This is a genomic window from Paraburkholderia sp. RL17-347-BIC-D (genome assembly GCF_046027915.1).
In the GTDB taxonomy this organism is placed as follows: Bacteria; Pseudomonadota; Gammaproteobacteria; order Burkholderiales; family Burkholderiaceae; genus Paraburkholderia.
Window position 1 is genome coordinate 315,182 of the sequence record NZ_JARESS010000003.1, and the last position, 25,409, is coordinate 340,590.

The window sequence follows — 25,409 nt, forward strand, 5'->3', positions numbered from 1 at the left end:
ACCGACCTGATCCAGCATGAGCGCAGCCGCTGCCCAGACTACCGCCGTTGTCCGAACCGAAGTCGCCATCGCGCCGCTCGTCACCATCGCCAAGGAGGATGTCGGCTCCGCGCTCGAGCAATTCGATGCGTGGCTCAAGAGCGTCAGTGACGGCTACATCACGCTGGAGCGCGTCGAGCAACTGGCCAATTACATTCCAGTCGTTTCGAACATTCTGTCGGCGATCGATGTCGTGATGGATATGAAACGGCTGATCGAAGCGGAGTCGAAAGACTTCTTCGATTATCTGAATCTGGGTATCGACCTCATCGGCGTGATCCCGCTGCCGCCCGTGATGGGCGAATTCCGTATGGGCGCGCGGCCCCTGATGAAGCTCGCTCGCGAGGAACTCGCGAAGAGCGCCAAGGCCGTGGCGGAGGGCGGCGCGCAGATGATCGCCGATACGATCATCTCGGTGCTGGTGGCGCACATCAGCGCGAAGTTCGCTGGCGATATCGAGAAATTCATTCAGGAAGTGCAGGCGAAGCTCGCACAGATGCTCAACGATTGCGCGGATCATGCAAAGAAGCTGCTCGAAGGTCTTGCGCAGGTCTTCGAAGGCGCGGCATCGGGCAAGCTCTTCGACACGTCGGGCAACTATCGCGCGGCCGACAAACATCTCGCACAAGTCGGCGACGGCTTTGCCGCCCATGACGCGAGCAAGGTCGCCGAGAACCTGTGGTCGTATCTGAAAGACGGCACCAAGGTGCTGGTGAAGGACGCGGCGAATCTTGCGTCACGTGCAGCGAATGAAATCTCGCCGTCCACGAACCAACGGCTCAGGCAGATGGCCGCGGAAGCGCGCCATGCGATTCCGATGGTGATGGAGAAGATCAAGGGCTTGAATAGCGCGGATGTCGGCGGCCTGATCTGGATGCTCGACGCGCTGATGCAGGCCGTGGCGAAGTGGAAGGAAAAGCAGAAACACAAACAGACCGTCGGCATCAAGGCAGCCGGCAAGGTTGAAGCCGAGTTGAAGAAAACCGAAGGCGAACTGGAGACGATCGCGACGCAGGCGAAGGCCAAGCATCCGGGAGCGAGCGACTGCAAGAGCTGTGGCTTGGGACGCAGCGGCGGCTCGATCGGCTATGCACTCGGCGACGAACGCTTCGATCACCAGGACTTCGTTTTGCCCGGCGCAATGCCGGTGGTCTGGCGACGCACGTACCGTTCATTTCTCTCCGCCTACGACGAAAGCAATCTGGGCGCGCGCTGGATCACGCCTTACACCACTCGCTTCGATATCCACGCGGCGAAGCTTGTCTATCACGATCCGAGCGGACGCAGTCTCGACTACCCGCTGCTCAAGGCGGGTGAGACGCACGATGATCTCGCCGAAGATCTCACGCTCGCGCAGCTCGACAATCAATGGCTCACGCTCACGCGCGGCCATGAACTGCTCGAAGCGTACGAGAAACGCGGTGGTGCTTTCCGGCTCGCTTTCCTGAAGGACCGCAACGGCAGTCAGATCACGCTGGATTACGACGACGCGCATCGGCTCACGCGGCTGATCACCTCGCAAAGCATCGTCGTGTTTTCGCACGACGCGAGCGGCCGTCTGAGCGAAGCGGTGGAGATCGACCAGGAAGGCGAACGAGTCGGCACGCTGGTGCGTTACGCCTACGACCAGCATGGCGACCTGATTGCGGCAACCGACCGCCACGGCAATCGTCGCGAGTACGCCTATACACATCACCTCGTCACGCGATACACGGATCGTACTGGTCGTGGCATGAATCTCGAATGGGATGGCACGGGACCCAAGGCGAAGTGCGTGCGCGAATACGCGGACGACGGTAGCTTCGACACGCGTCTCGCGTGGCATCCGGATATCCGTCTCGTCGACGTGACTGACGGGCTCGGCAACCTCACCCGCTACTACTTCGATATCGACGGCTACACGTATCGGATCATTTACGCGGACGGCCTCGATGAGTGGTTCTACCGCGACGCCCAGCACAACCTGACGCAGCATATTTACCCGGACGGCAGCGTCGAGCGCTTCACCTACGACGAGCGCGGCAACCCGATCGAACAGGCGCGCCCGGATGGCAGCGTGGTACGCATGGAGTACGACGCCAAGGATCAGATGACGGTCATCATCGATCCGCACGCGTATCGCTGGGCCCGCGAGTATGACGATGCAGGCAATGTCACCACGCAGATCGATCCGCTGGGTCACAAGACGCAATACAGCTACAACGCTCAGGGACAGCCGACCGAGATCGTCGACGCAAAGGGCGGCGCGAAGGCACTCGCTTATGATGCCGCGGGCCGCCTTGTCAGCTATACCGATTGTTCGGGGAAGACGACGCAGTGGACCTACGATGGAGAAGGCCGCCTGCTCGGGAGCAAGGACGCGGGCGGGCGGAGTGTCGCCTATCGCTATGGCGGCAACGGCCAACTGGCTCAAGTCCAATCTGCCGCGGGAATCGAGAAGCTGGAGTACGACGCCGAAGGCCGGCTCCTCGTGCATACGGATCCGCTGAACCAGGTCACCCGCTATGGATACGATGCCGCCGGGCGAATCGCGCATCGTCGTGATGCAACGGGCGAACTGCTGAGCTATCGCTACGACCGCGCCGGACGGCTGAGCGCACTCACCGATTCGAACCACGCGACTTACCAGTTTCACTACGATCCGGTTGGGCGCCTCCTCGAGGAAATCGGCTTCGACGGGATGACGACCCGGTACGGCTACGACGCGGCGACTGGCCAGTTACAAACCGTCGATGAAGCGGGACAAAAGACTCAGCTCGAATACGACAGCGGTGGACGCCTCGCGCGGCGCGTCGCCGGTGCGGGCGACGAGCGTTTCATGTACGACGGAACTGGCCGTCTCATCGATGCACAAAACGCCGTCAGCCGGGTGCAGCACTTCTTCGATCCAGTCGGCAACCTGGTACGCGAACATCACGCGCAAGCGTTATTCGGCGAGCGCCGCAGCTATGTGTGGCGGCATGAGTACGATGAGATCGGCACGCGCATCAAAACCGTGCGGCCCGATGGTCATGCCGTCGACTGGCTGGTGTATGGCACGGGCCACGTGCACGGCATGCAGCTCGACGGACAGGAATTGATTCAGTTCGAGCGCGACGACCTGCATCGCGAAACACAACGCACGCTGTCGAACCGGATTGCGCAGAACACGCGCTATGACCCGGTCGGACGGATGGAGTCCCAGGCGCTCAAACGCACCGGCGCACCCGCTGCGATCGTGGCACGGCGGTATCAGTACGATGCCGTGGGGCAACTGAAAGAGATCGACGACAGCCGGGACGGCGTGACGCGTTATCAATACGATCCCGTCGGACGGCTGATCGAAGCAATGAGCCCTTTTGCGACCGAACGTTTCGCATTCGATCCGGCGAGCAATATTGTCGATCCGGGCAATCCGGCCCAGGCACGCACTAGCGGCGGTCTGCAATCGAGTACCTTGCCGGCGCAGACGCCGAGAGTGCTGGGCAATCTTTTGAAGGACTACGCCGGCACACACTTTACCTACGATGCCCGCGGCAACCTGATTTCCAAACGCTCGGCAGGCGCCGAGCAGCGCTACGAGTGGGACGAATTCAACCGGATGACGGCGGCCAGTGTTGCTGAGCCGGCGCGCCATCACGAGGCGCGTTATTTCTACGACGCGTTCGGGCGCCGTATCGGTAAAGAGGTCGACGGCAAACGCACGACGTTCGGCTGGGACGGCGATACGCTGGCGTACGAAAGCGCCGATGAAGGCAGCACGCATTATGTATATGAAGCGGGGTCGTTCGTGCCGCTGGCGCAGTTCGTCTCCGGCGCGATCGCGGGTATCGCTACGCCCGATTGGAAGCAGACCGATCGCTATGCGCCGGAAGACGATCCGCTGCTGAAGCCTGTCGTTCTTCCGCCCCCCGCGCACATCTTTTACTACCACTGCGATCAGCTCGGCACGCCGCAACTGCTTACCGATGAATTCGGTGAAGTCGTCTGGGAAGCCAAATACAAGGCCTGGGGTGAGGCGCTCAATGTAATCGCGCGCGTGTCGAAAGCGACGGCCAGCGCTGTGCGGAATCCAATTCGCTTCCAGGGTCAACACTACGACGACGAAACCGGCCTCGCGTACAACCGTCACCGATACTACGATCCGGGCACCGGACGTTTTACGTCCAAAGATCCGATCGGACTGCTGGCCGGCGGGAATGTGTACCAGTACGCGCCGAATCCCACGGGCTGGATCGACCCGTTGGGGCTCAAGAAGAAAGCGCAAACACCGAACAAGGATTGCTGCCAGAAGGATCCCTGTGCCGGCAAAGACCCGGCTGCGCAGGCGCGAAGCTGGCAAGGCAAAGACCCTTATCCCGGAGTCGACTCCTACACGAACACGGTCTTGAAGCGCGGTACAGTGTTGTACACGTTGTACCCGTATGCGCCGCCCGACAAGATCGCGACCGCTTTGCCTGGTAACTATTTCTCCGACGCTCGCACGATTCTCAACACAGGCGGGTCAGCGCGCGAGTACAACGATATGACGCAGATTTCGCACGCAGGCAATACAGTCGACGCCCGCCCGATGAGAAGCCAATTGAGGGCATTCGTTGTCACCAAGGACATTTGCGTGGCGAAGGGACAGTCGCTCGCCAATCCCAACCTGGGCAAAGGCGGAGGCACTCAGTATTTCGTATCGAGCGCCGACAAGGGCAGCCTCGTCGGCGGCAATATTTTGAAGTTTGGGAGTTAATGAAAGATGGCTACGTTCGATTTTTCCACTGGCACGCTGGCTATCGATGCGTCAACGAACCTGTTTCGGGGTAGGCCGTCGCCTGACGAATCGCCTTTGACAGGAGCAACGGAACTGGCGAAGTACGGCGAGTGGGAAAACTACGGCATCAAGAGCGTGAAAGTTTGGGGCAAGACGTTCGGCGTGACGGCTCGCTTTTGCGACAAAAAGCTCGCAATGCTCGACTTCGTTTGGACCGATGGCGTGGCCAAAAAGCTCGACTGGTCGGCGACCGAGGAAGATCTCGTCAAGGAGAAGAAGACGCTGTCGAAAATAATCGCCACAGAAGCACAATCGCCTTGTGTATCGTCCACGACAGGCGCGGATACCTTTGTCTTTAGCTGGGGGACGCTTACGGTGCACGCCGACCTACGCTCGATGGGTGTGACGACAAGCGTCGCATACACAGGCAGAGCGTAAGCGGATTACATGACAGGCCGAAAACTCGGCTGAGCGCGCACAAACTCCAGCTCCCAGAGATAACATGAAACGATATCTGGTTTTGAACGGCGACAAGACGACCGCCAATGGCGTTGTTCAAGCCGTTCCCACCTCCATTCAATTGAGCGACAAAGACGTCGCCCACGAAGGAGATCCGGTTGCATGTCCCGCTTGCAATACAAGGGGGAAGATACAGTGCGATGGACCGCGCCAGATCATGACCGCACCGGACGGAAGGCATGCAGCCTTGAGCGACGATCTCTGTATATGCGGTTGCCATCCGCCGCCGCGACTGGTGTCGTCGCAGCAGATGATGTCCGTCGATGCCTAGCGAATCACCGGTGTATCCGTGGTCAACCTAATCCGCAACGAGGCTCAGTAAAAAGGAGCGAAAGAATATCGCTGCCGGGCCATTTACAGGCATGCACGCTATTTTTACCGAATTCGTGCGCGTGTCGAATTGGCGCGGAACAAATTCCGATTTAACATTTGTTTCCATTGAATCGATTGCGGTAAACGTCTGATCTTTTGTATTATCGCGCGATAGCGCGGGGGCGCGAATTGCATAAAAAGAGGCGGTATGGGCGCGCAGGACATTATCGCGGCAATTAAAGGCGGGTTGTTGCAGAGTGACCGTCTGCTTAAACTCGATACACCACTGGGCGCGAACGTCCTTCTGCCACAGAGGCTGGTGGGCTATTCCCGTATCGGCCGTAATTACGAATTCACGCTGGATACGGTTTCAACCACCGACAATATCGAACTCAAGAGGCTGATCGCCCAGCCTGTCACGCTGTGGATCCAGCAAACCGACCAGTCGTATGCCCCGCACCACGGTTATGTCCATACCGCCCGTCGTTTAGGCTCCGACAGCGCGATTACCAGCTATCAGATCGGCTTTGTCTCATGGATGCATTTTCTGCGCTTCAGAAAAGATGCACGCATCTGGCAGGATAAAACCGTCGATGAAATTCTCACGGATGTATTCAATATGCATCCGCAGGCGCAGGGTGCTTTCCGCTTCAGCTTGAGAAACCCATTGCCGCAGCGTTCATTCTGCGTGCAATTCGAGGATGACTGGAATTTCTGTCAAAGGCTGATGGAAACGGAAGGCCTGTTCGGCTATTTCGAACAGGCTACCGACGGCAAATCGCACACGCTGGTCGTTACCGACGATATCGCTACCCTGCAACCGCTTTCGCCGCAAACGGTGGATTTCTACCACTCGGGCACCAACAGCGAAACCGATGCCTTCGTGCAATGGAGCGGCACGCGCACGCTGCAAAGTACTTCGCTCACTACGCGCACGTTCGACTACAAGTCGCCGTCCACCGGGTCGAATCCGAAAGGCACCACGATCCCGACGCTGGGTACCCAGGGTGACCTGCCGCAGCAGGCCGAAGTGTACGAATACACAGGCGCCTACACGTACGGCAAGCAGGACCGCGGTGATCAGCTCTCGAAAGTGAGAATGGAAGAGTGGGAATCGCGCGCGAAGCGTTTCCACGGCGTGGGTGCAGTGCGTCGTGTCGACGCCGGCCGCTGGTTCGAACTGCAGGACCATCCGGAGCACAGTACGGGTAGCCAGCAGGATCGGCAGTTTGCGGTGATCGCCGTCGACTGGATCGTGGAGAACAACCTGCCGGTCTCGAGCGGCACGACGGATTTCCCACATAGCCTGAAGCAAACGATCTCTACGGTCCGTGCGCAGCATGCCAGCGATCCAGCGCTGACCATCAAAGCAACGGACGGCAGCGAAGGCTTCTTCATGGCAACGGTTGAAGCCCAACGCAAGGCCATCCCGTTCCGCAGTCCGCTCGAGCATCACAAGCCGGAAATGCACATGCAGACGGCGACCGTGGTGGGACCGCAAAACGAAGAGGTTTTCACCGACTCCCTGAACCGCGTCAAAGTCCAGATGCACTGGGACCGGCTGAATCCCGGCGACGAAAACGCCTCCTGCTGGGTACGTGTTTCCCAATCGAATGCCGGCGGAGGGCACGGTGGAGTGCACGTCCCGCGCATCGGCGAGGAAGTGATCATTTCGTTCCTCGACGGCGACTGCGATCGACCGATTGTCACCGGTCGCGTCTACAACGGCGCGAAAACGCCGGACTGGCATTCGAACGGTATTCTCTCCGGCTACAAGTCCAAGGAATACCAGGGCAGCGGCTACAACCAGATGGTGATGGATGATGCCACCGGCCAGAACCGCGTGCAGATGTACAGCAGCAGCGCTAACTCGCAGCTGCATCTCGGCTATCTGATCGCGCAAACCGGCAACTCGCGCGGCGCTTATCTTGGCAGCGGATTCGATCTCAAGTCGGACGCATACGGTGCAGTGCGAGCTGCACAAGGCATGTACGTCTCGACGCATCCGACAACCGGCGCAGCGAGCCAGCCGCTCGATACACGCGAAGCGGGCAGCCAGCTGGTCAATTCGGAAAGCGTGATCGAGTCGCTCAGCCAGGCAAGCGAAACGCATCAGGCCGAGAGCCTGAAAGATGGCTACGACTCGCTGAAGTCCTTCACCGACGCCACGCAGAACAGCGTCTCGGGGGCGACAGGCAGCGGAGGCAATACAGCCGGTGGCGGCACCGGCAGCGCGAACGCATTCAAGGAACCGATCATGCTGTTCGCAACGCCTGCAGGCATCGCGATGTCAACGCAGAAGTCGGTTCATATCGCGGCAAACGAGCACGTCAATCTGGTCAGTGGTCAGAGCACACACATCGCAACCGGCAAATCACTGCTGGCAAGCGTCAGCGAAAAAATCAGTCTGTTCGTTCAGAACGCGGGCATGAAGCTGTTCGCGGCGAAGGGCAAAGTCGAAATCCAGGCCCAGTCCGACAACATCGAAATCACCGCGCAAAAGAGCCTGAAGCTGCTATCGGCGACGGAAAAAATCGAGGTCGTTGCCAAGCAGGACATCCTGTTGACGAGTGGCGGCGCGTACATCCGCCTGAAAGACGGAAACATCGAAATCCACGCGCCGGGAAAAATCGATATCAAAGGCAGCAGCCATTCCTTCGCCGGGCCCACGAGCCTGTCGAGCAAGCCGCCCGCGCTCCCCTCCGGCGAAGGCCCGTACAACGAGCAGTTCAAGATTCACGACAAGCACACCGGCGAGGCCGCCCCCTACGTGCGCTACCGCGTCGAGACTGCGGAAGGCAAGGTGTTCGAGGGCATGACCGATGAACAGGGTCTCACCTCGCGCATCATGACGAGCACGCCGAGTGCCCTGAAAGTTTTCCTCGATACCTGATTCCGGCCGACGAGTGCGCGCGCCTCCTTTAGACGCGCTGATTCTTTCGCCCATTCAAGCAGACCGACATCCATGAACGCTCCGAGCACAAGTCACGCGCCAGACGGCAACGGCACCACTAACACGACACCCGACAGTCTCGTGCACGTGCCGCACGATCCGGCGCCCATGCTCTACTTCCGGCCCGAGACGGGAGAATTCATTCTCGTGCCGGCGGAGGACGTCAGCGGTCTGCAAAGCGAATGCAATCTGCTGCATGACCGCGTCGACAAATTTCACAAGGCGAATGAGAAGCTCGACGTGGTGCTGAAGGCCTATGCCGAGGACGTACAGAAGCATATGTCCGATCCGCGCGCCGGTGAGGCGCACAAGGCCGCCGTCGACGATGCCCTCAAGGAACGCGAGACTGCGCACAAGGCGTTAAAAAAGGAACTGGAGCCGCTCAGCAAGCTGGATAGCAAAGACCTCACCATGGTCGAGTTGATCCCGATTCATATCGACGGCGATGGAAAAAAATCCGTCAAGTTCGCCAAGTACAAACTCCACTACGTACGCTCGAACAAGATCAAGGCGGGCTGGCATAAATTCGGGCCCGCTGCTTTCGAAGACATGAAGGGCCGCAAGGAAGAAAAAGAAACCGGTGCGAAAAGCTTCATCAAGAAAAATGCGAACGGCAAGTACAAGATCGACGTCGATAAGCTGAAAGAAGGCGTGCTCGTTAATCGCGAGAGCAAGATCAAGTCGCAGTTGTACGAAAAGACCAAAGTGTCCTCGGAGATCGTCGAGAAGCATGTGACGGGGACGCTTTTCGCTTGGGCGGAAGAGTGGAACAAGGATCTCAGTTACAGCGCTGGCGCGGAGGAACCGGCGGAACGTGGTGAGGGCGAGAAGAAAGAGACGGAGAAACCCAAGCAGACCGCATTCGGCAACAACGTCAGCATCGAGGCCAAAGCGCAGTTGATGCGATATCTGGCTGGCGCGGGATTGGACACGGAGTGGCAACCGCAAAAGGGCCGCGTGGCCATCAAGGCGTCGGCGCAGGCCGAATTCGCTATCGCCGAAGGCAAGGTTTCCGGCGCGTTCTACTATCCGGACATCGCCGGCTGGATGTGGAGTCTGGACGGCGATGACGGCAAGACTTATCCGCTCGGTGCGGTTCGATTCAAGTGTGAACTCGGCTTGTCGGGGATGGTGGGCGCAAGTATGGTCGCGCAGTTGGGCGTCGTCGTCGACTATCGCGACGAAAAGCGCAAAGACCTGGGTCTGTACGGCGCAGCGGTCGACAACCCCACTACGAAGCAACGCGAAATCAAGGTAGGTGGCAAGCCAGTCGATCCAAGCGCGAATGCCGACCTCGACGTATTCGCCGGTGCGCGCGCGGATCTGTCGCTCGAAGGCGCGCTCGAGTGGATGGAGCCAGCGAAGCAAGGGCCGAGTGGGAAGTACAAACCATTCGCCAAGGTCGGCGATACCATCACCGCAATGGCGGGCGCCGGGCTTACCTGCATGCTCGATGTGAGCTACGCGGCGGGCCGTTTCAGAATCAAGGCGAAGGCCGGACTATGCCTGGGCGTGGGAGCGAAAGGCGACATCGAGGTGTCGGTCGACGCGCTGCGCATTGCTGAATTCGTCAAATGGTTCTTCTACCAACTTTATCACGCGAACTTCCAAAAGTTGAAGTTCGTCGAAACGACCGCCTTTAACGCCTTCTCACATATTCAGGTGATGGTCATTCAAGGCATTCAGGATCTGGCCTCGACCGTCGGTCAGGAAGTCGATGAAATAAACAGGCTTTTCACGGACCTCATCGAGGAATACGAGAAAGAGGCCGCACGCGTGCAATTGATGAACCGCGTGCTCAGCAATCCATGGATGCTCCAGTATGCGACGCCCGAAGCGAAGGGCATCATGATCTATCAGTTGACTCGCCATTGGTACGCGACGGATGGCATCGACATGGCTAATCACAAGTACGGTCGGTGGTACGGGAATCGCAAGGATGCTGTGAAGCAGATCCTCAAGTGGTCGCACACCAAACACGATCTGAACAACGTCGTCCAGCACATCCATCCGCAGGGGCGCACCGGCGACGTTACTGTGCGGCGACAACAGCTGAAGGAATTTCTCGAGATGTCGCTGACGAGCGCTCCTGCGGGAGACGGGAAAGAAATTGACGATTACTACGACAGCCTGCAAGCGATGCTGAAAGTCGACCCCACGCCTGGCTATGCCGTTGCGCAGGTCGACTCGACCGATTACCAGTTCCAGGCTGCCGTGGGCAGACACCCGTTTTACGACAACATGCCGGACGTGCGGGTGGTCTGACGGCGCGCCGCGAAATTCACAGAGGGCTGGTCTTTTGCACCGCGCAGCGGAAGGTCAGCGTGACAGCCGTGGGTCCTAACGTGCGCCCGTCCTTGGTTTTGATGGCGTAACCGGCAGGCGGCGCCTTGTAGCGATAAACCGTCATGGCGGTTTCGGAGTTGTCGCCTTCCGCGCCACGAATCACTTTCATGGTCCCGCTCGCCGGTCCCGTGGGATTCTTCGCCGGTGAGTGTTCATAGTAGTCCGGGGCGAACCAGTCGTTGACCCAGTCTCGACCGTCGACACCGATGTCGTAAAGACCCAAGGCGTTCGGCGGATATTTGCCGACGGGATAAACATATTGTGAAACGGCGGTATCAGGCGTGTACTTCTGCTCGACCGTATCGGCGGATGGCAGGTTGTGATCCGCTTCGTACTTGCCGTTGTTCGTTCCGAAAATGACCGGCTTGCCACCCGAACGGGCGGCGTATTCCCATTGCGCTTCAGTAGGCAGATCGACCGGCGCGCCGCTTTGCTTGCCGAGCCACTCGCAATAATCTTTGGCCATCTGCCAGGGAACGCCGGCCGGGTGGTCGGCGGCCCTGTATTGCCGATCCGCTTTGTCTTGCGGCCACGATGATTTGCCGGTCGCAGCGGTATAAACATCGAGGTCTGCGTACGTGACCTTGTACTTGCTGATCGAAAAACTATCCAGCGTCACCGAATGAGCAGGTTTGTTTTCCTGCTGCGACGTAAATGGAAGTTTTTCCGGTGTCACTTGCGGACCGAAATCTCCCATCGTGAAGGTCCCGCCCTTCACGAAAATCATATCCGCGAGCGATTTTTTGACGAGTGCTGTGACTTCAGGAGATTGGCCAGTCTGGCTGCATGCCGGGAAAGAAAATGCGAATACCGTCAGCGGGACAACTGTAAGCTTAACCAACTTTGGCAATGGCAAATGCATGCGTTCAATCTCCGGGCGGATGGCTAATGGATTATAAGTTCGATCCGGAGCTTTCGACATTTTCAATTGCAACAAGTCGGGTCGAGTTTCGATACAAGATGCATCGATCAACCAAGGATTCGGATGCGCCCGTTCGAAGCAAGTCCGCAGATAGGTGCAATGAAAACAGTGTGACTTGCCGAGTGGATTTCAACTAAGAGGCGTGCTTGACCAGCCGTCCCGCGTGGCGACAATAAACGAGCCGCTCGGAGCTTGTCAATGCATTGGCAGTACGAAGCGATTTTTCGCCATAGACGGATGGCGACAATCTGACGGTCGCGTCGTCGAACGGACGGGCGCAGCGCAGTTCACGCCGGACCAACGCGATGCGGTTGCGCGACGCCACGCGCCCAAAGTTATCCACAGCCCCCTCTGGACAACTTTTGTACAAGCCGTCTAACACGTTGTGGGTGGAACCTTGGTAAAAACGCGACGTCGCCAGGTCGCACAAAAGTTTTCCCTGGCTCCGTGTTCCTGTCCGCGCACCCTCCGCAGGGTTATCGATTCCGCAGTGCGTTGATCCGTAAACGAAGTTTTAAGTTATCCACAGAAAGATACGAGGCTTGTTAACTATTACTACGTATACATATACAAAGACTATAAAAACCAGAGAAGCATCCGCGCAGCACGCTGCACAAGCGAGCACCGGGTAGGCAAACCGTCAAACCAACGGTAAACAGATCTCGGTGATGAGATCCGCAGGAGCCGTATCCTTCGGGCTATTCAGATACTCCTCGAACACCGGCGCGTCGGCCGCTTCTCGCCCGGACTGCACGAGCCACGTCCCATACAACCACTCATATGCGGCACGCATATCGCTATACGGTCCTTGATGTCGCAACACCGCATACTCACCGCCCTTCACATGCGCCACGGAAACCGGCGGACTCACCGTCACGGACGCCTGAACCGGATGCGGCAACAACACCCCAGCCTTCGACCGCAACTCACTCTCCGCAACAACGCCAGGGTCGTCGTAGTAAACGCCGATCATGCGCATCTCAGCCGCGAGTAAATTGTGTTTTGCGAGCCAGCCGAACAGCGCGTCGAACGCCTTGCCGATCTGCATATACGGTCCAACGTGATCCACCGACAAAACCGCCATCGGCTCCACGTGACGAATCACCACTTCACGCATCGTCATTTGATCGTCTCCTGATAGCGCCGGCCGAAACCGGCTATGGGTGCCTTGCTTGCGATACTGCGCGGGCGGCATGCCGAACGCCGCGCGAAAAGTGCGGGAAAAAGATTGCAGACTGCTGTAGCCGGAGCGCTCGGCAATTTCCGCAATCGGCATGGAATCGTTCGCCAGATAGCCGGCCGCGCGATGCAGCCGTAAACGCCGCACCGTGGTGGCCACCGTCTCGCCATACATCGCCTGATAAATCCGGTGCCAGTGGTACGGCGACAGACAGGCAATTTCCGCCAGACGATCGATGTCGAGCGGCTCGTCGAGATGATCGTAAATATGGTCGAGCACGCGGCCGAGCCGGGTTTCATAGCGAGCTCGATTACCTGATTCGGTCATGGCTGGTGAACACAAAATGAGCACAAAAATTGTCGAACGGATGCGAACGAAAGTACCACGTCCCCATTTACCAAATCCTGCGAACTTCACCGTTAACGCGACGCGCAATTAAGCACCCACTGACACTACGCCGCCAGAACTTTGCCGAATTTCGATAACACTTCGAATAATGGCTCACTAACATCGGCTGAAGCCTGTCCGCCCAATGCACCGCAAAGCCTTGCGGCGTCGAGCCGGCGGCACCATCAGGGAGCTCCCGATGAAATCAGAGTCCAAGAATCAGCACGTCGGCAAAGTCACGCATCACGAGCTGAAGCAGACGCTCGGCACGTGGCAACTGTGGGGCATCGCGGTCGGCCTCGTCATTTCCGGCGAGTATTTCGGCTGGAGCTATGGGTGGGCGAGCGCCGGCACGCTCGGCTTCGTCATCACGGCGATTTTCATTGCCGCGATGTATACGACGTTCATTTTCAGTTTCACGGAACTCACCACCTCGATTCCGCACGCGGGCGGCCCGTTCGCCTACGCCCGCCACGCGTTCGGCCCAACCGGCGGTTATCTGGCCGGCGCGGCGACGCTTGTCGAATTCGTGTTTGCACCGCCGGCCATTGCGCTCGCGATCGGTGCGTACCTGCACGTGCAGTTTCCGGGTCTCGAACCGAAACACGCGGCGATGGGCGCGTATCTCATCTTTATGGCGCTGAATATCGTCGGTGTGCAGATTGCCGCGGCGTTCGAGTTGTGCGTGACGCTGCTCGCGATTTTCGAACTGCTGGTTTTCATGGGCGTCGTGTCGCCGGGTTTTCAGTGGTCGAACTTCACCAAAGGCGGCTGGTCCGGTGCCGACACCTTCAGCATGGGCTCGTTTCACGGGATGTTCGCGGCGATTCCGTTCGCAATCTGGTTTTTCCTCGCGATCGAAGGCGTGGCCATGGCTGCCGAAGAAGCCAAAAACCCGAAGCGCTCGATTCCGATTGCCTACGTCGCCGGCATTCTGACGCTGGTGGTGCTCGCCATCGGCGTGATGGTGTTTGCCGGCGCGGCAGGCGACTGGACCAAGCTGTCGAACATCAACGATCCGCTGCCGCAAGCGATGAAATTCATCGTCGGCGAACATAGCGGCTGGATGCATATGCTGGTGTGGCTGGGTCTCTTCGGACTCGTCGCGTCGTTTCACGGCATCATCCTCGGCTATTCGCGGCAAATCTTCGCGCTGGCGCGCGCCGGCTATCTGCCGGAGTGGCTCTCGAAGGTGCACCCGCGCTTCAAGACGCCGCATCGCGCGATCATTGCGGGCGGCGTGGTCGGCATTGCGGCGATCTACAGCGACGAGCTGATCCAGTTCGGCGGCCAGACGCTGACGGCGAACATCGTGACGATGTCCGTATTTGGGGCTATCGTGATGTATATCATCAGCATGTTGTCGCTGTTCAAGCTGCGCCGCACCGAGCCGAACATGGAGCGACCGTTCCGCGCGCCGCTGTTTCCGGTCTTTCCGGCGTTCGCGCTGGTGGCCGCGGTCATCTGTCTGGCGACGATGGTCTACTTCAATTTTCTGGTGGCGATCGTGTTCGCAATCTTTCTCGCGCTGGGCTACGTCTACTTCCTGATGACGCGCCATCAACGCGAAGCCGCGCCGGCGGACGCCTTGCTCGAGGAATGACGGATCGAGCCGCTGCGCGAGCAGCGGCGATGGAGTCGTAAAGATGAGCTACACCGAGACGATCGGCAGCCGCACGTATCGCTTTGCCGATCTGAAAACCCTGATGGCGAAGGCCAGCCCGCAACGCTCCGGCGACCAGCTCGCGGGCGTGGCGGCAGCGAGCGAGGAAGAACGCGTCGCGGCCAAGATGGCGCTCGCGCAAGTGCCGCTGCGCACCTTCCTCAACGAAGCGCTGATTCCCTATGAAAGCGACGAAGTCACGCGTCTCGTGATCGACGATCATTCGCCGCAGGCGTTCGCCGAGATCGCGCATCTGACGGTCGGTGACTTTCGCAATTGGCTCCTGAGCAGCACGACCGATGCCGACGCGCTCACGCGTATCACCGCGGGCCTCACGCCGGAGATGGTCGCCGCGGTGTCCAAACTGATGCGCAATCAGGATTTGATCGCGGCGGCGCGCAAACGTCCGGTGATCACGCGCTTTCGCAACACGGTCGGTTTACCGGGGCACATGTCGGTGCGTTTGCAACCGAATCATCCGACCGACGACGTCAAAGGCATCGCCGCCTCGATGCTCGACGGCCTGATGTACGGTTGCGGCGACGCGATGATCGGCATCAACCCGGCCAGCGACAATCTCGCCGCGATCACCAAGTTGTTGCTGATGATCGACGACTTCCGCCAACGCTATCAGGTGCCGACGCAATCGTGCGTGCTGACCCACGTCACCAATACGATTGCCGCAATTGAAAAAGGTGCGCCGGTCGATCTGGTGTTTCAGTCGATTGCGGGCACGGAGAAAGCGAACGCGGGCTTCGGCATTTCGCTCGCGCTGCTGCAAGAAGCGTATGAAGCGGGACTCTCGTTAAAGCGTGGTACGGTCGGCAATAACCTGATGTACTTCGAAACCGGCCAGGGCAGCGCGTTGTCGGCGGATGCGCATTTCGGCGTGGACCAGCAGACGTGCGAAGTGCGCGCCTACGCAGTTGCACGCAAGTTCAATCCGTTCCTGGTGAACACGGTGGTCGGCTTCATCGGGCCGGAGTATCTGTACGACGGTAAGCAGATCACACGCGCCGGTCTCGAAGATCACTTCTGCGGCAAACTGCTCGGTGTGCCGATGGGTTGCGACATCTGCTACACGAACCATGCCGAAGCTGACCAGGACGACATGGACAACCTGCTCACGCTGCTCGGCGTGGCGGGCATCAACTTCATCATGGGCATTCCCGGCGCCGACGACGTCATGCTCAACTATCAAAGCACGTCCTTCCATGACGCGCTTTACGTGCGGGATGTACTCGGTTTGCGCCGCGCGCCGGAATTCGAAGAATGGCTGGAGTCGATGCAGATCACCGACGCCCGCGGCGCGTTGCTCAGCGCATCGACGCAACAACCCTTGCTGGAAGGGGCGCGCGACTGGATGGGCATCGCATGAGCGACTTCCTCGAAAAGAATCCGTGGAACGCGCTGCGGCAGTTCACCAACGCGCGCATCGCGTTGGGCCGCGCGGGCAATAGCTTGCCGACCGCGCCGCTGCTCGCGTTCAACCTGTCGCACGCGCAGGCGCGCGACGCTGTGCATCATCCGCTGGACACGGACGTGTTGCACGAGCAATTGCGCGCGCAAAACTTCAAGACGCTCGACGTACATAGCGCCGCGCCGGATCGCGAGCACTATTTGCGGCGTCCCGATCTTGGGCGTCGTTTATCGGAAGAGAGTCGCGTGGCGCTGGCAGCGGTGCCGAACGATTCGCCCGAAGTGGTCTTCGTGATCGGCGATGGTCTTTCGGCGTTCGCCGCATCGAAGCAATCGATCCCGCTGCTGCAAGCCGTCGTTCCCCGTCTCGCGGATTGGAAGATCGGCCCGATCGTGGTCGCACGCCAGGCGCGCGTCGCGTTGGGTGACGAGATCGGCGAATTGCTGAATGCGAAACTGGTGGTGATGCTGATCGGTGAGCGGCCGGGTTTGAGTTCGCCCGATAGCCTCGGAATTTATCTTACGTACGCGCCGAAAGTGGGCTGTAGCGACGCGCAACGCAACTGTATTTCGAATGTGCGTCCCGAAGGACTCGACTATCCGTTAGCCGCGCACAAGCTGCACTATCTGCTGACGCATGCAAGGCGTTTGGGTCTGACCGGCGTCGGCCTGAAAGACGACAGCGATGCGCTGCTGGCAGGTACACCATCGGCACCCGCCGTCAGCGACGATTCGGACTCGAGCGGAACGTAAACGATCAGCCATCGACACGCTCGACCGGATGCGTTTCCAGCCACGCATTCTCTTCATCCTCGAAAAGACGGGAGCGCGTCAAGAACCGCAATCCGCTGGGCCGCTCCAAAGAAAACATTCCGCCATTTCCCGGCACAGCGTCGATGATCAACTGCGTGTGTTGCCAGTACTCGAACTGCGATTCGCTCATGTAGAACGGCACGCCCGCAATCGTGCCGAGTTTGACATCGGACGAGCCGACCATGAACTCACCCTGAGGAAACATCATTGGTGCGCTGCCGTCGCAGCATCCACCGGATTGATGGAATAGCACCTCGCCATGCTCGGCGCGCAACTTGTCGATCAACTCGACAGCGGCAGGCGTTGCGATCACGCGGGCGACTGCTTTCTTATCGGCCATCACATGCCCTCGCAGAAAAAAGAGCGAGCCGCGCAATGCGGCCCGCTCGAACAGGAACGCGACGCTTAGAAGAAACCGAGCGGCTTGTCGCTATAGCTGACCAGCAGGTTCTTGGTCTGCTGATAGTGGTCGAGCATCATCTTGTGATTTTCACGCCCGATACCCGACTGCTTGTAGCCGCCGAATGCCGCATGCGCCGGATAAGCGTGATAGCAGTTGGTCCACACGCGGCCTGCCTGAATCTGCCGGCCGAAGCGATAGGCGCGCGTGCCGTCGCGCGTCCACACGCCGGCGCCGAGACCGTAGAGCGTGTCGTTGGCGATTTCGAGCGCTTCTTCTTCGGTTTTGAACGTCGTGACCGATACCACCGGTCCGAAGATCTCTTCCTGGAAGATGCGCATCTTGTTGTGGCCGCGGAACACGGTCGGCTTCACGTAATAGCCTTTGCTCAATTCACCGTCGAGCGCATTGCGTTCGCCGCCGATCAGACATTCGGCGCCTTCCTGCTTGCCGAGGTCGACATACGAGAGGATTTTTTCCAACTGTTCCTGCGAGGCCTGCGCGCCGATCATCGTTTTGGTGTCGAGCGGATGCCCTTGCGTAATCGCCGCGACGCGTTTTAGCGCACGTTCCATGAAGCGGTCGTAGATCTTTTCATCGATCAATACACGCGACGGACACGTGCACACTTCGCCCTGATTCAACGCGAACATCGTGAAGCCTTCGAGCGCCTTGTCGAAATAGCTGTCATCGGCGTTCATCACGTCGTCGAAGAAAATGTTCGGGCTCTTGCCGCCGAGTTCGAGCGTGACAGGAATGATGTTCTGGCTCGCGTACTGCATGATCAGACGACCGGTCGTGGTTTCGCCGGTAAACGCGATCTTGGCGATGCGCTTGCTGGAAGCGAGCGGCTTGCCGGCTTCGAGGCCGAAACCGTTCACCACGTTCAGCACGCCGGCGGGCAGCAAGTCCTGAATCAGTTCGGCGAGCACGAGAATCGAAGCGGGCGTTTGCTCGGCCGGCTTGAGCACCACGCAGTTGCCGGCGGCGAGTGCGGGCGCGAGCTTCCATACGGCCATCAGGATCGGGAAATTCCACGGAATGATCTGGCCGACCACGCCGAGCGGCTCATGGAAATGATACGCAACGGTGTCGTGGTCGATCTCGGAGATCGAGCCTTCCTGCGCGCGCACGGCGCCGGCAAAATAGCGGAAGTGATCGATAGCGAGCGGAATGTCGGCGGCCATGGTTTCGCGCAACGGCTTGCCGTTGTCGATCGTCTCGGCCACGGCGAGACGTTGCAGGTTCGCTTCCATCCGGTCGGCAATGCGGTTCAGGATGTTCGCGCGATCGCCGACGGAGGTTTTTCCCCACGCTGCTTTCGCACGATGCGCGGCGTCGAGTGCGAGTTCGATGTCGGCTTCGCGCGAACGCGGAATCGACGTAAACGCTTCGCCGGTGATCGGCGACACGTTATCGAAGTACTCGCCGCCCGCAGGCTTCACCCATTCGCCGCCGATAAAATTCGCATACTGCTTCTTGTACGGGAATTCGGTGGTCAGAAATTGCATCTCTGCGTGATTCATCTGTGTGCTCCTCACATGTTTGAATGGGCTATATTCGGCTCGATATATCGCTTGGCCGCGTGAGGCTAGAGCCAGAAGTGTGCCAATGCACCGCGCTGGTGACCCTTGCACGCGTAGCAGGCACTCGCGCACGGCATGGGGCGTCGCGCTGTTCAACCAGCGTAAGCTGAGCGTTTCGTTTCTGAGCAGTGTGTGCAGCGCTGTTCACCAATTGAACACAGGGTTTGATGTCTGCCGATGCAAAGGCGTGAGCAGGCATCAGATCCGTTCGGCATGGGAATTGCCTTCTCCTTGCCTTCGATCCTCCTCGATATTCCGTTTGGGCAGATCCGGTATGACGATTGACACTCTCAGCGACACCCTGTCCAGTCCGACGCTCACGCCGCAGCCGAGCTTCCGCGTGCAGACCTGCGTCGCGCACGATGCCGACGAGCAGGCGCGCAATCTCCATGGCTGGAGCCAGACCTACGACCAACTGACGGCAGGGAGTTTTGTCGGCGGCTTGACGGAGTTGTGCCTCGACCACATGCAGGTGTTCGTCGAAACGACCAGCCACACGTTGCGGCAAACCTGCGAAGTGCAGAAGGACGCGTACTGGTTCGGCATTCCGACGTGCCCGGCGGGTTCGGGGCGCATCGACGCGCAGGTGATTGCCGGCGATGCGCTCGCGTTTCGTCCGGGCGGCATCGAATTTGAACTGCTGACGTCGGCGGGTTATGAGATTTTTGGCGTAGTGGTCAAAGGAGAAGTGCTGCGCCGTTACGCGGCGGAAGTGGAGCGCGTCGGTCTGGCCGATCATGTGCCAAACACGCAAGTCGTGCCGATCGGCATGGCTCGCAAGCAGCAGTTGTGTGCCACGCTGCGCCAATTGCTCGACGATGGCGCGGCGCGCGGCACGCCGCTGTCTTCGGTCGCGCGCAACAATCTGCAGGCGTCGGTGCTGGCTTTGCTCTTCGACGTCGGCGCGTTGCCAGCCTCGGAGCCGGTTGCGATGCCGGCGCGTCCGCGCCGTCAGTCGATCGTGTCGGAAGCGCGCGACTATGTGCTGGCCAATCGCGAGCGGGCGGTGAGCGTGCCGGAGCTGTGCGAGCAACTGCATGTGAGCCGGCGCACGCTGCAATACTGCTTTCAGGACGTGCTGGGCATGGCGCCCGCCACGTATCTGCGCGCAATTCGCCTGAATGGGGCGCGGCGCGATCTGTCGAACGCGTCGCGTGAATCACGATCGGTGCAGGATGTTGCGGCGGCGTGGGGCTTCTGGCATCTGAGCCAGTTCGCAACCGATTACCGGAAGCTGTTCGGCATGCGGCCTTCGGATACGTTGAAGGCGGCAATCGGCGCTCGCGTGGACATGGGCAGCGCGGTTAACGCCGTTGCGTTGGCGCACTAGTCTGACCGGACTTTCTCAACCACAGGCGCGGGTCATCTTCGCTGCTTCAAACCTGTGTCGCAGTTCCGCACTGCCGGCAGAACTTCGCGTCTCCCTTCGTCAAACCACAACACCTGCCACGCCGTCACTGGCGCAACAACCGCAGCCCGTTCGCGACCACCAGCAGACTCGCGCCCACATCGGCGAACACGGCCATCCACATCGTGCCGAGACCGGTCACGGCCAGCACGAGGAAGACGCTCTTGATGCCGAGCGCGAGCGTGATGTTCTGCACCAGCACCGAATGCGTCGCCTTTGACAGGCGAATGAACGACGGAATCTTGCGCAGGTCGTCGTCCATCAACGCGACGTCGGCGGTTTCGATTGCCGTGTCGGTGCCCATCGCGCCCATCGCGAAGCCGATGTCGGCGCGCGCCAGCGCGGGCGCGTCGTTGATGCCGTCACCGACCATGCCGACCGTCGCGCCGTCGTTCGACCATTGCGCGACCGCGTTCAGCTTGTCTTCCGGCAACTGATTGCCACGCGCTTCGTCGATGCCGACCTGCTGCGCAATCGCGGCGGCGGTGTGCGGGTTGTCGCCGGTGAGCATGGTCGTGCTCACACCGAGCCGCTGCAATTCGGCGATGGCGGCGCGGCTCGTCTCCTTCACCGTATCGGCGACCGCGAATAGGGCGAGCACGCGTTCGGCGTCCACCAGCATCACGACGGTCTTGCCCTGGCTTTCGAGCGCGTGCAGCCGCGCTTCGAGCGCCGCGGAGCAGCGCCCGAGTTCTTCGACCAGCCGGTGATTGCCGAGCCAGTACAGCGCGCCGTCGATCTCGCCGCGCACGCCGCGTCCCGTGAGCGCCTCGAAGGCGTCGACGGTGACGTTGGCCAGGCCGTCGGCCTTCGCCGCCGCCGCGAGTGCCATCGATACGGGATGATCGGAACGCCCCGCGAGGCTCGCCGCCAGCGTGCGGCAACGCACGACGTCGATCTCGGCGAGTATTTCGAACTCGGTTTGCACGGGCTTGCCGTGGGTGATCGTGCCGGTTTTGTCGAGCGCGAGCCGGGTCAGTTTGCGGCCCTGCTCGAGATACGCGCCGCCCTTGATCAAAATGCCTTTGCGGGCCGCCGCGGCAAGACCGCTGACGATGGTCACCGGCGTCGAGATGACGAGCGCGCATGGGCACGCGATCACCAGCATCACCAGCGCCTTGTAGACCCACGCCTGCCACGACCCGTCGAACAGCAGCGGCGGCACGACGGCCACGGCGAGCGCGATGGCGAACACGATCGGCGTATACACGCGGGCGAACTGATCGACGAAACGCTGCGTCGGCGCTTTGGTGCCCTGCGCTTCCTCGACTGCGTGGATGATGCGCGCGAGTGTCGTGTTGCTGGCCGCGGCGGTGACGCGATAGTCGAACGAGCCGGTCTGGTTGATCGTGCCGGCGAACACCGCGTCGCCGACCGCCTTGTCGACCGGCAGGCTTTCGCCGGTGATCGGCGCTTGGTCCACACTCGAGCGGCCCGTTACGATCTCGCCGTCGAGCGCGATCCGCTCGCCCGGTTTCACGCGAACCACGGCGCCGAGCGCGATCGCCTTGAGTTCCATTGACCGCCAGCTGCCGTCGGGTTGCTGCACGCTCGCCTGTTCGGGCGTGAGTTGCATCAAACCCTGGATCGCATTGCGGGCGCGGTCGAGCGATTTCGCCTCGATCAGTTCGGCGATGGTGAAGAGCACCATCACCATCGCGGCTTCCGGCCATTGGCGCAGGATTAGCGCGCCGGTCACGGCGATGCTCATCAGCGCGTTGATGTTCAGGTTGCCGTTGCGGATGGCGAGCCAGCCCTTCTTGTACGTCGTGAGGCCGCAGGAGAGGATGGCGAGGATCGCCAGACCCGCCGGCAGCCAGGCAGGCGCGCCGAGCCAGCCAGCGGCCTCTGAGCCTGCCGCAGCCACACCGGCGAGCGCCAGCGGCCACCACGGCTTGGGCGGCGCGTGCGGCGTGGGCGTGGGCGCGGCGTCCGGGCCGGCGTCCGCGAGTTCGGGCGTGAAGTCGAGCGAACGCAGCGCGGCGAGGATCGAGTCGAGCGCCTCCGGCGCGTGGACGATCGTCAAGACGCGCTGCATCAGGTTGAAGTCCATGCTGCGCACGTGCGGCATGCGGCTGAATTTCTTGCGGATCAGCGCTTCTTCGGTCGGGCAATCCATCTGCATGATGCGGATGGCGGTGCGCACGTTGCTGCCGATGGCTTCGGAAGGCGCCAGCGGGATCGACGCAGCTACGGTTGCGGGTGTGCCTGTTCCGCAGCACGCCGAGCCTGCATCACCGTGGGCGTGCGCGTGGCTGTGGCCCCGGCCGTCATGAGCATGGTCGTGATCATGCGCATCGTGACTATGACCGCAGCTCGCGTCGTGGGCATGGGCATGCCCTTCGTGCCCGTCCGCATGGACTTTCACCCGTTCGAGGCGGTCGGCATCGGCGTGGTCGGTTTGAGGCATGGTGGCTTCCTGGTTCGATTTGTGGTCTAGTAAACACCCTGAAGCCACTACAAGGTCAAGGCCGCCATCCGGAGGGTCCATGAAAATCGGCGAATTGGCGAAAATCGCCCATTGCACGACCGAAACCATCCGTTTCTACGAAAAAGAGGGCTTGTTGCCCGAAGCGGAGCGCACCGAGGCCAATTATCGCAGTTACACGGCGAAGCACGTCGAACGGCTGCGTTTCATCCGTAATTGCCGCGCGCTCGACATGACCCACGACGAAATCCGTGCGCTGCTGCGTCTAACCGACGCACCGGCGGACGGCTGCGGCGGCATCAATGCCTTGATCGACGAGCACATTGCGCACGTCGACACGCGCATCGACGAACTGAAGCAGTTGAAAGCGCAATTGACCACCTTGCGCGAGCAATGCCACGGCGAACAGGCCGTGGAAGACTGCGGCATCGTGCAGGGTCTCACCGACATGGATGTGAGCGCGCCGCGTGCGCGGCATACGCATCTGGGTTGACGTGCTCTAGCCGTCGCCAGCTTGGCAGCAACCGTCCCATTCACGGCCGGGCCGTTCGTGCGGCTCGCCGGATAAGCAATCGAATCCAGTTGGAGAATCAACGTGTTTACCTGTAGAAACCAGTCCTGCCAGGCGCAGTGGGAGCAATCGGACGTCGTCATCAAGAACGAAGGACAGGGCCTCCTGTTCCGTTGCCCGATGTGCGGCGCGCGCAATTATGTCGAGCGTTTCGACGGGGACGATGGCTCGGTGCTGTACGAGCAGATGGAAGGCCGTCCTGACACCGGCCCCATAGCCGAATAAGTCTCTTGCCCTTTGCCGCCTTAGCCGCTTTATCCGATTGCGAGCCATCACCCTTATGAACAGTCCCACTACCGCCGGCGCGCCGTTCAGCCAGCTAGCGCTGCCGCCCGCGACGCTCGCCAACCTGACGCAGCTCGGCTACGTCGAGATGACGCCGATTCAGGCCGCGAGCCTGCCGATCGCGCTCGCCGGCCACGATCTGATCGCCCAGGCGAAAACCGGCAGCGGCAAGACCGCGGCGTTTTCGCTGGCGCTGCTGGCGCGCCTCGACGTGCGCAACTTCGCCGTGCAGGCGATGGTGCTCTGCCCCACGCGCGAACTGGCCGACCAGGTCACGCAGGAAATCCGCCGTCTCGCGCGCGCCGAAGAAAACATCAAGGTGCTGACGCTGTGCGGCGGCACGCCGATGCGTCCGCAAACTGCGAGTCTCGAACACGGTGCGCACATCGTGGTCGGCACGCCGGGCCGCATCATGGATCACCTCGAGCGCGGCAGCCTGCCGCTGCAGTCGCTCAATACGCTGGTGCTCGACGAAGCGGACCGCATGCTCGACATGGGTTTCTTCGACGATATCGCCACCGTCGTGAAGCAATGCCCGAAAGAACGTCAGACGCTGCTGTTTTCGGCGACGTATCCCGAAGGCATCGTCAAACTGAGCCAGCAGTTCCTGCGCAATCCGAAGGAAGTGAAGCTCGCCGAGCGGCACGACAACACCAAGATTCGTCAGCGCTTCTATGAAGTGACCGAAGACGGACGGCTGCATGCCGTCGGTCTGCTCCTGAACCACTATCGTCCGGTGAGTACGCTGGCGTTCTGCAACACCAAGCAGCAATGCCGCGATCTGCTCGACGTGCTGCGCGCACAGGGTTTCCATGCGCTCGCGCTGCATGGCGAACTCGACCAGCGTGAACGCGATCAGGTGCTGATCCAATTCGCCAACCGCAGCTGCTCGGTGCTGGTGGCCACCGACGTCGCCGCGCGCGGTCTCGACATCGCGCAACTCGAAGCCGTGATCAACGTCGACGTGACGCCGGATCCGGAAGTGCACGTCCACCGGATCGGCCGCACGGGCCGCGCCGATCAGGACGGCTGGGCGCTGAGTCTGGCAAGCATGAACGAGATGGGCCGTGTCGGCAGTCTCGAACAGGCGCAAAAGCGCGAGGTCGAATGGCACAAGCTGTCCGAACTCACGGCGGCGAGCAATGAGCGACTGTTGCCGCCCATGGAAACGCTGCAGATTCTCGGCGGCCGCAAGGAAAAGATCCGTCCCGGTGACGTGCTCGGCGCGCTGACCGGCGAGGCGGGTTTCGCCGGCTCGCAGATCGGCAAGATCAACGTGACGGAAATGTCCACTTATGTGGCGGTGGAGCGCAGTGTCGCGCGTGAAGCGTTGCGCAAGCTCAGCGCCGGCAAGGTGAAGGGCAAGAAGGTCAAAGTTCGCCTGATGGACGAGGCCTGAGAGACGGCAAGGTCGGTCACGAGCGCCCGCTCGTGACCGGT

At 60.4% G+C, this 25,409-nt stretch carries 17 protein-coding genes; 12 read left to right on the forward strand and 5 right to left on the reverse strand.

Annotation, left to right across the window (positions count from 1 at the left end; all coding sequences use genetic code 11):
* Nucleotides 1–16: 16 nt before the first annotated feature.
* The 5 genes from P0D96_RS06905 to P0D96_RS06925 all read left to right on the forward strand — a co-directional run bounded on the left by P0D96_RS06905 (nt 17) and on the right by P0D96_RS06925 (nt 10,826).
* Nucleotides 17–4,756: an RHS repeat-associated core domain-containing protein gene (locus P0D96_RS06905; RefSeq protein ID WP_408312604.1), complete on the forward strand. Its 4,740-nt coding sequence runs from the start codon at nt 17–19 to the stop codon at nt 4,754–4,756.
* A 6-nt stretch (nt 4,757–4,762) separates the two neighbouring features.
* The gene (locus P0D96_RS06910; RefSeq protein WP_408284527.1) at nt 4,763–5,215 is read left to right on the forward strand and encodes a hypothetical protein; all 453 of its coding nucleotides are present in this window, start codon (nt 4,763–4,765) and stop codon (nt 5,213–5,215) included.
* Nucleotides 5,216–5,279: 64 nt separating this feature from the next.
* The gene (locus tag P0D96_RS06915; RefSeq protein WP_408284524.1) at nt 5,280–5,567 is read left to right on the forward strand and encodes a PAAR domain-containing protein; all 288 of its coding nucleotides are present in this window, start codon (nt 5,280–5,282) and stop codon (nt 5,565–5,567) included.
* 249 nt (nt 5,568–5,816) lie between these two features.
* Complete coding sequence (locus P0D96_RS06920) at nt 5,817–8,501, forward strand: type VI secretion system Vgr family protein (protein WP_408312607.1); 2,685 nt, start codon at nt 5,817–5,819, stop codon at nt 8,499–8,501.
* Nucleotides 8,502–8,573: 72 nt separating this feature from the next.
* Nucleotides 8,574–10,826: a hypothetical protein gene (locus P0D96_RS06925; protein ID WP_408312610.1), complete on the forward strand. Its 2,253-nt coding sequence runs from the start codon at nt 8,574–8,576 to the stop codon at nt 10,824–10,826.
* A gap of 16 nt (nt 10,827–10,842) precedes the next feature.
* Here P0D96_RS06925 and P0D96_RS06930 read toward each other — a convergent pair whose 3' ends face one another.
* The gene (locus tag P0D96_RS06930) at nt 10,843–11,829 is read right to left on the reverse strand and encodes a formylglycine-generating enzyme family protein (protein ID WP_408312613.1); all 987 of its coding nucleotides are present in this window, start codon (nt 11,827–11,829) and stop codon (nt 10,843–10,845) included.
* A 640-nt stretch (nt 11,830–12,469) separates the two neighbouring features.
* Nucleotides 12,470–13,336 carry an AraC family transcriptional regulator gene (locus P0D96_RS06935; RefSeq protein WP_408312616.1) on the reverse strand — a complete coding sequence of 289 codons (867 nt, stop codon included), beginning with the start codon at nt 13,334–13,336 and terminating at the stop codon, nt 12,470–12,472.
* 259 nt (nt 13,337–13,595) lie between these two features.
* Here P0D96_RS06935 and eat point away from each other — a divergent pair, with 259 nt between their 5' ends.
* From eat to eutC, 3 genes are read left to right on the forward strand one after another with little or no spacing between them, the layout of a single operon-like run.
* Nucleotides 13,596–14,999 (forward strand): ethanolamine permease, encoded by a 1,404-nt coding sequence (gene eat, locus P0D96_RS06940; protein WP_132376443.1) that lies wholly within the window; start codon nt 13,596–13,598, stop codon nt 14,997–14,999.
* A 43-nt stretch (nt 15,000–15,042) separates the two neighbouring features.
* A complete protein-coding gene (locus P0D96_RS06945; RefSeq protein ID WP_408176272.1) occupies nt 15,043–16,437 on the forward strand; it encodes an ethanolamine ammonia-lyase subunit EutB in 1,395 nt (464 codons plus the stop codon).
* Nucleotides 16,434–17,231 carry an ethanolamine ammonia-lyase subunit EutC gene (eutC, locus tag P0D96_RS06950; RefSeq protein WP_408312620.1) on the forward strand — a complete coding sequence of 266 codons (798 nt, stop codon included), beginning with the start codon at nt 16,434–16,436 and terminating at the stop codon, nt 17,229–17,231. Before P0D96_RS06945 ends, eutC begins: the two co-directional genes overlap by 4 nt.
* Nucleotides 17,232–17,235: 4 nt before the next feature.
* Here the strand turns inward: eutC and P0D96_RS06955 are convergent, their stop codons facing one another.
* On the reverse strand, nt 17,236–17,631 hold the full coding sequence (locus tag P0D96_RS06955; protein WP_408312623.1) for a DUF779 domain-containing protein: 396 nt from the start codon (nt 17,629–17,631) through the stop codon (nt 17,236–17,238).
* Between the two features lie 65 nt (nt 17,632–17,696).
* Nucleotides 17,697–19,217: an aldehyde dehydrogenase gene (adh, locus tag P0D96_RS06960; RefSeq protein ID WP_132376439.1), complete on the reverse strand. Its 1,521-nt coding sequence runs from the start codon at nt 19,215–19,217 to the stop codon at nt 17,697–17,699.
* A gap of 334 nt (nt 19,218–19,551) precedes the next feature.
* On the opposite strand from adh, the gene P0D96_RS06965 reads away from it, so the two are divergent.
* Entirely contained in the window at nt 19,552–20,607 is a 1,056-nt protein-coding gene (locus P0D96_RS06965) for a helix-turn-helix domain-containing protein (RefSeq protein WP_408176268.1), read from the forward strand.
* Nucleotides 20,608–20,731: 124 nt separating this feature from the next.
* Here the strand turns inward: P0D96_RS06965 and P0D96_RS06970 are convergent, their stop codons facing one another.
* Entirely contained in the window at nt 20,732–23,095 is a 2,364-nt protein-coding gene (locus tag P0D96_RS06970; protein ID WP_408312626.1) for a heavy metal translocating P-type ATPase, read from the reverse strand.
* Between the two features lie 79 nt (nt 23,096–23,174).
* On the opposite strand from P0D96_RS06970, the gene cadR reads away from it, so the two are divergent.
* The 3 genes from cadR (at nt 23,175) to dbpA (ending at nt 25,368) form a co-directional block, all read left to right on the forward strand.
* Nucleotides 23,175–23,606 carry a Cd(II)/Pb(II)-responsive transcriptional regulator gene (cadR, locus tag P0D96_RS06975; protein WP_132376438.1) on the forward strand — a complete coding sequence of 144 codons (432 nt, stop codon included), beginning with the start codon at nt 23,175–23,177 and terminating at the stop codon, nt 23,604–23,606.
* A 102-nt stretch (nt 23,607–23,708) separates the two neighbouring features.
* A complete protein-coding gene (locus tag P0D96_RS06980) occupies nt 23,709–23,909 on the forward strand; it encodes a hypothetical protein (RefSeq protein WP_132376437.1) in 201 nt (66 codons plus the stop codon).
* A 55-nt stretch (nt 23,910–23,964) separates the two neighbouring features.
* The gene (dbpA, locus tag P0D96_RS06985; RefSeq protein ID WP_132376436.1) at nt 23,965–25,368 is read left to right on the forward strand and encodes an ATP-dependent RNA helicase DbpA; all 1,404 of its coding nucleotides are present in this window, start codon (nt 23,965–23,967) and stop codon (nt 25,366–25,368) included.
* Nucleotides 25,369–25,409 lie beyond the last annotated feature (41 nt).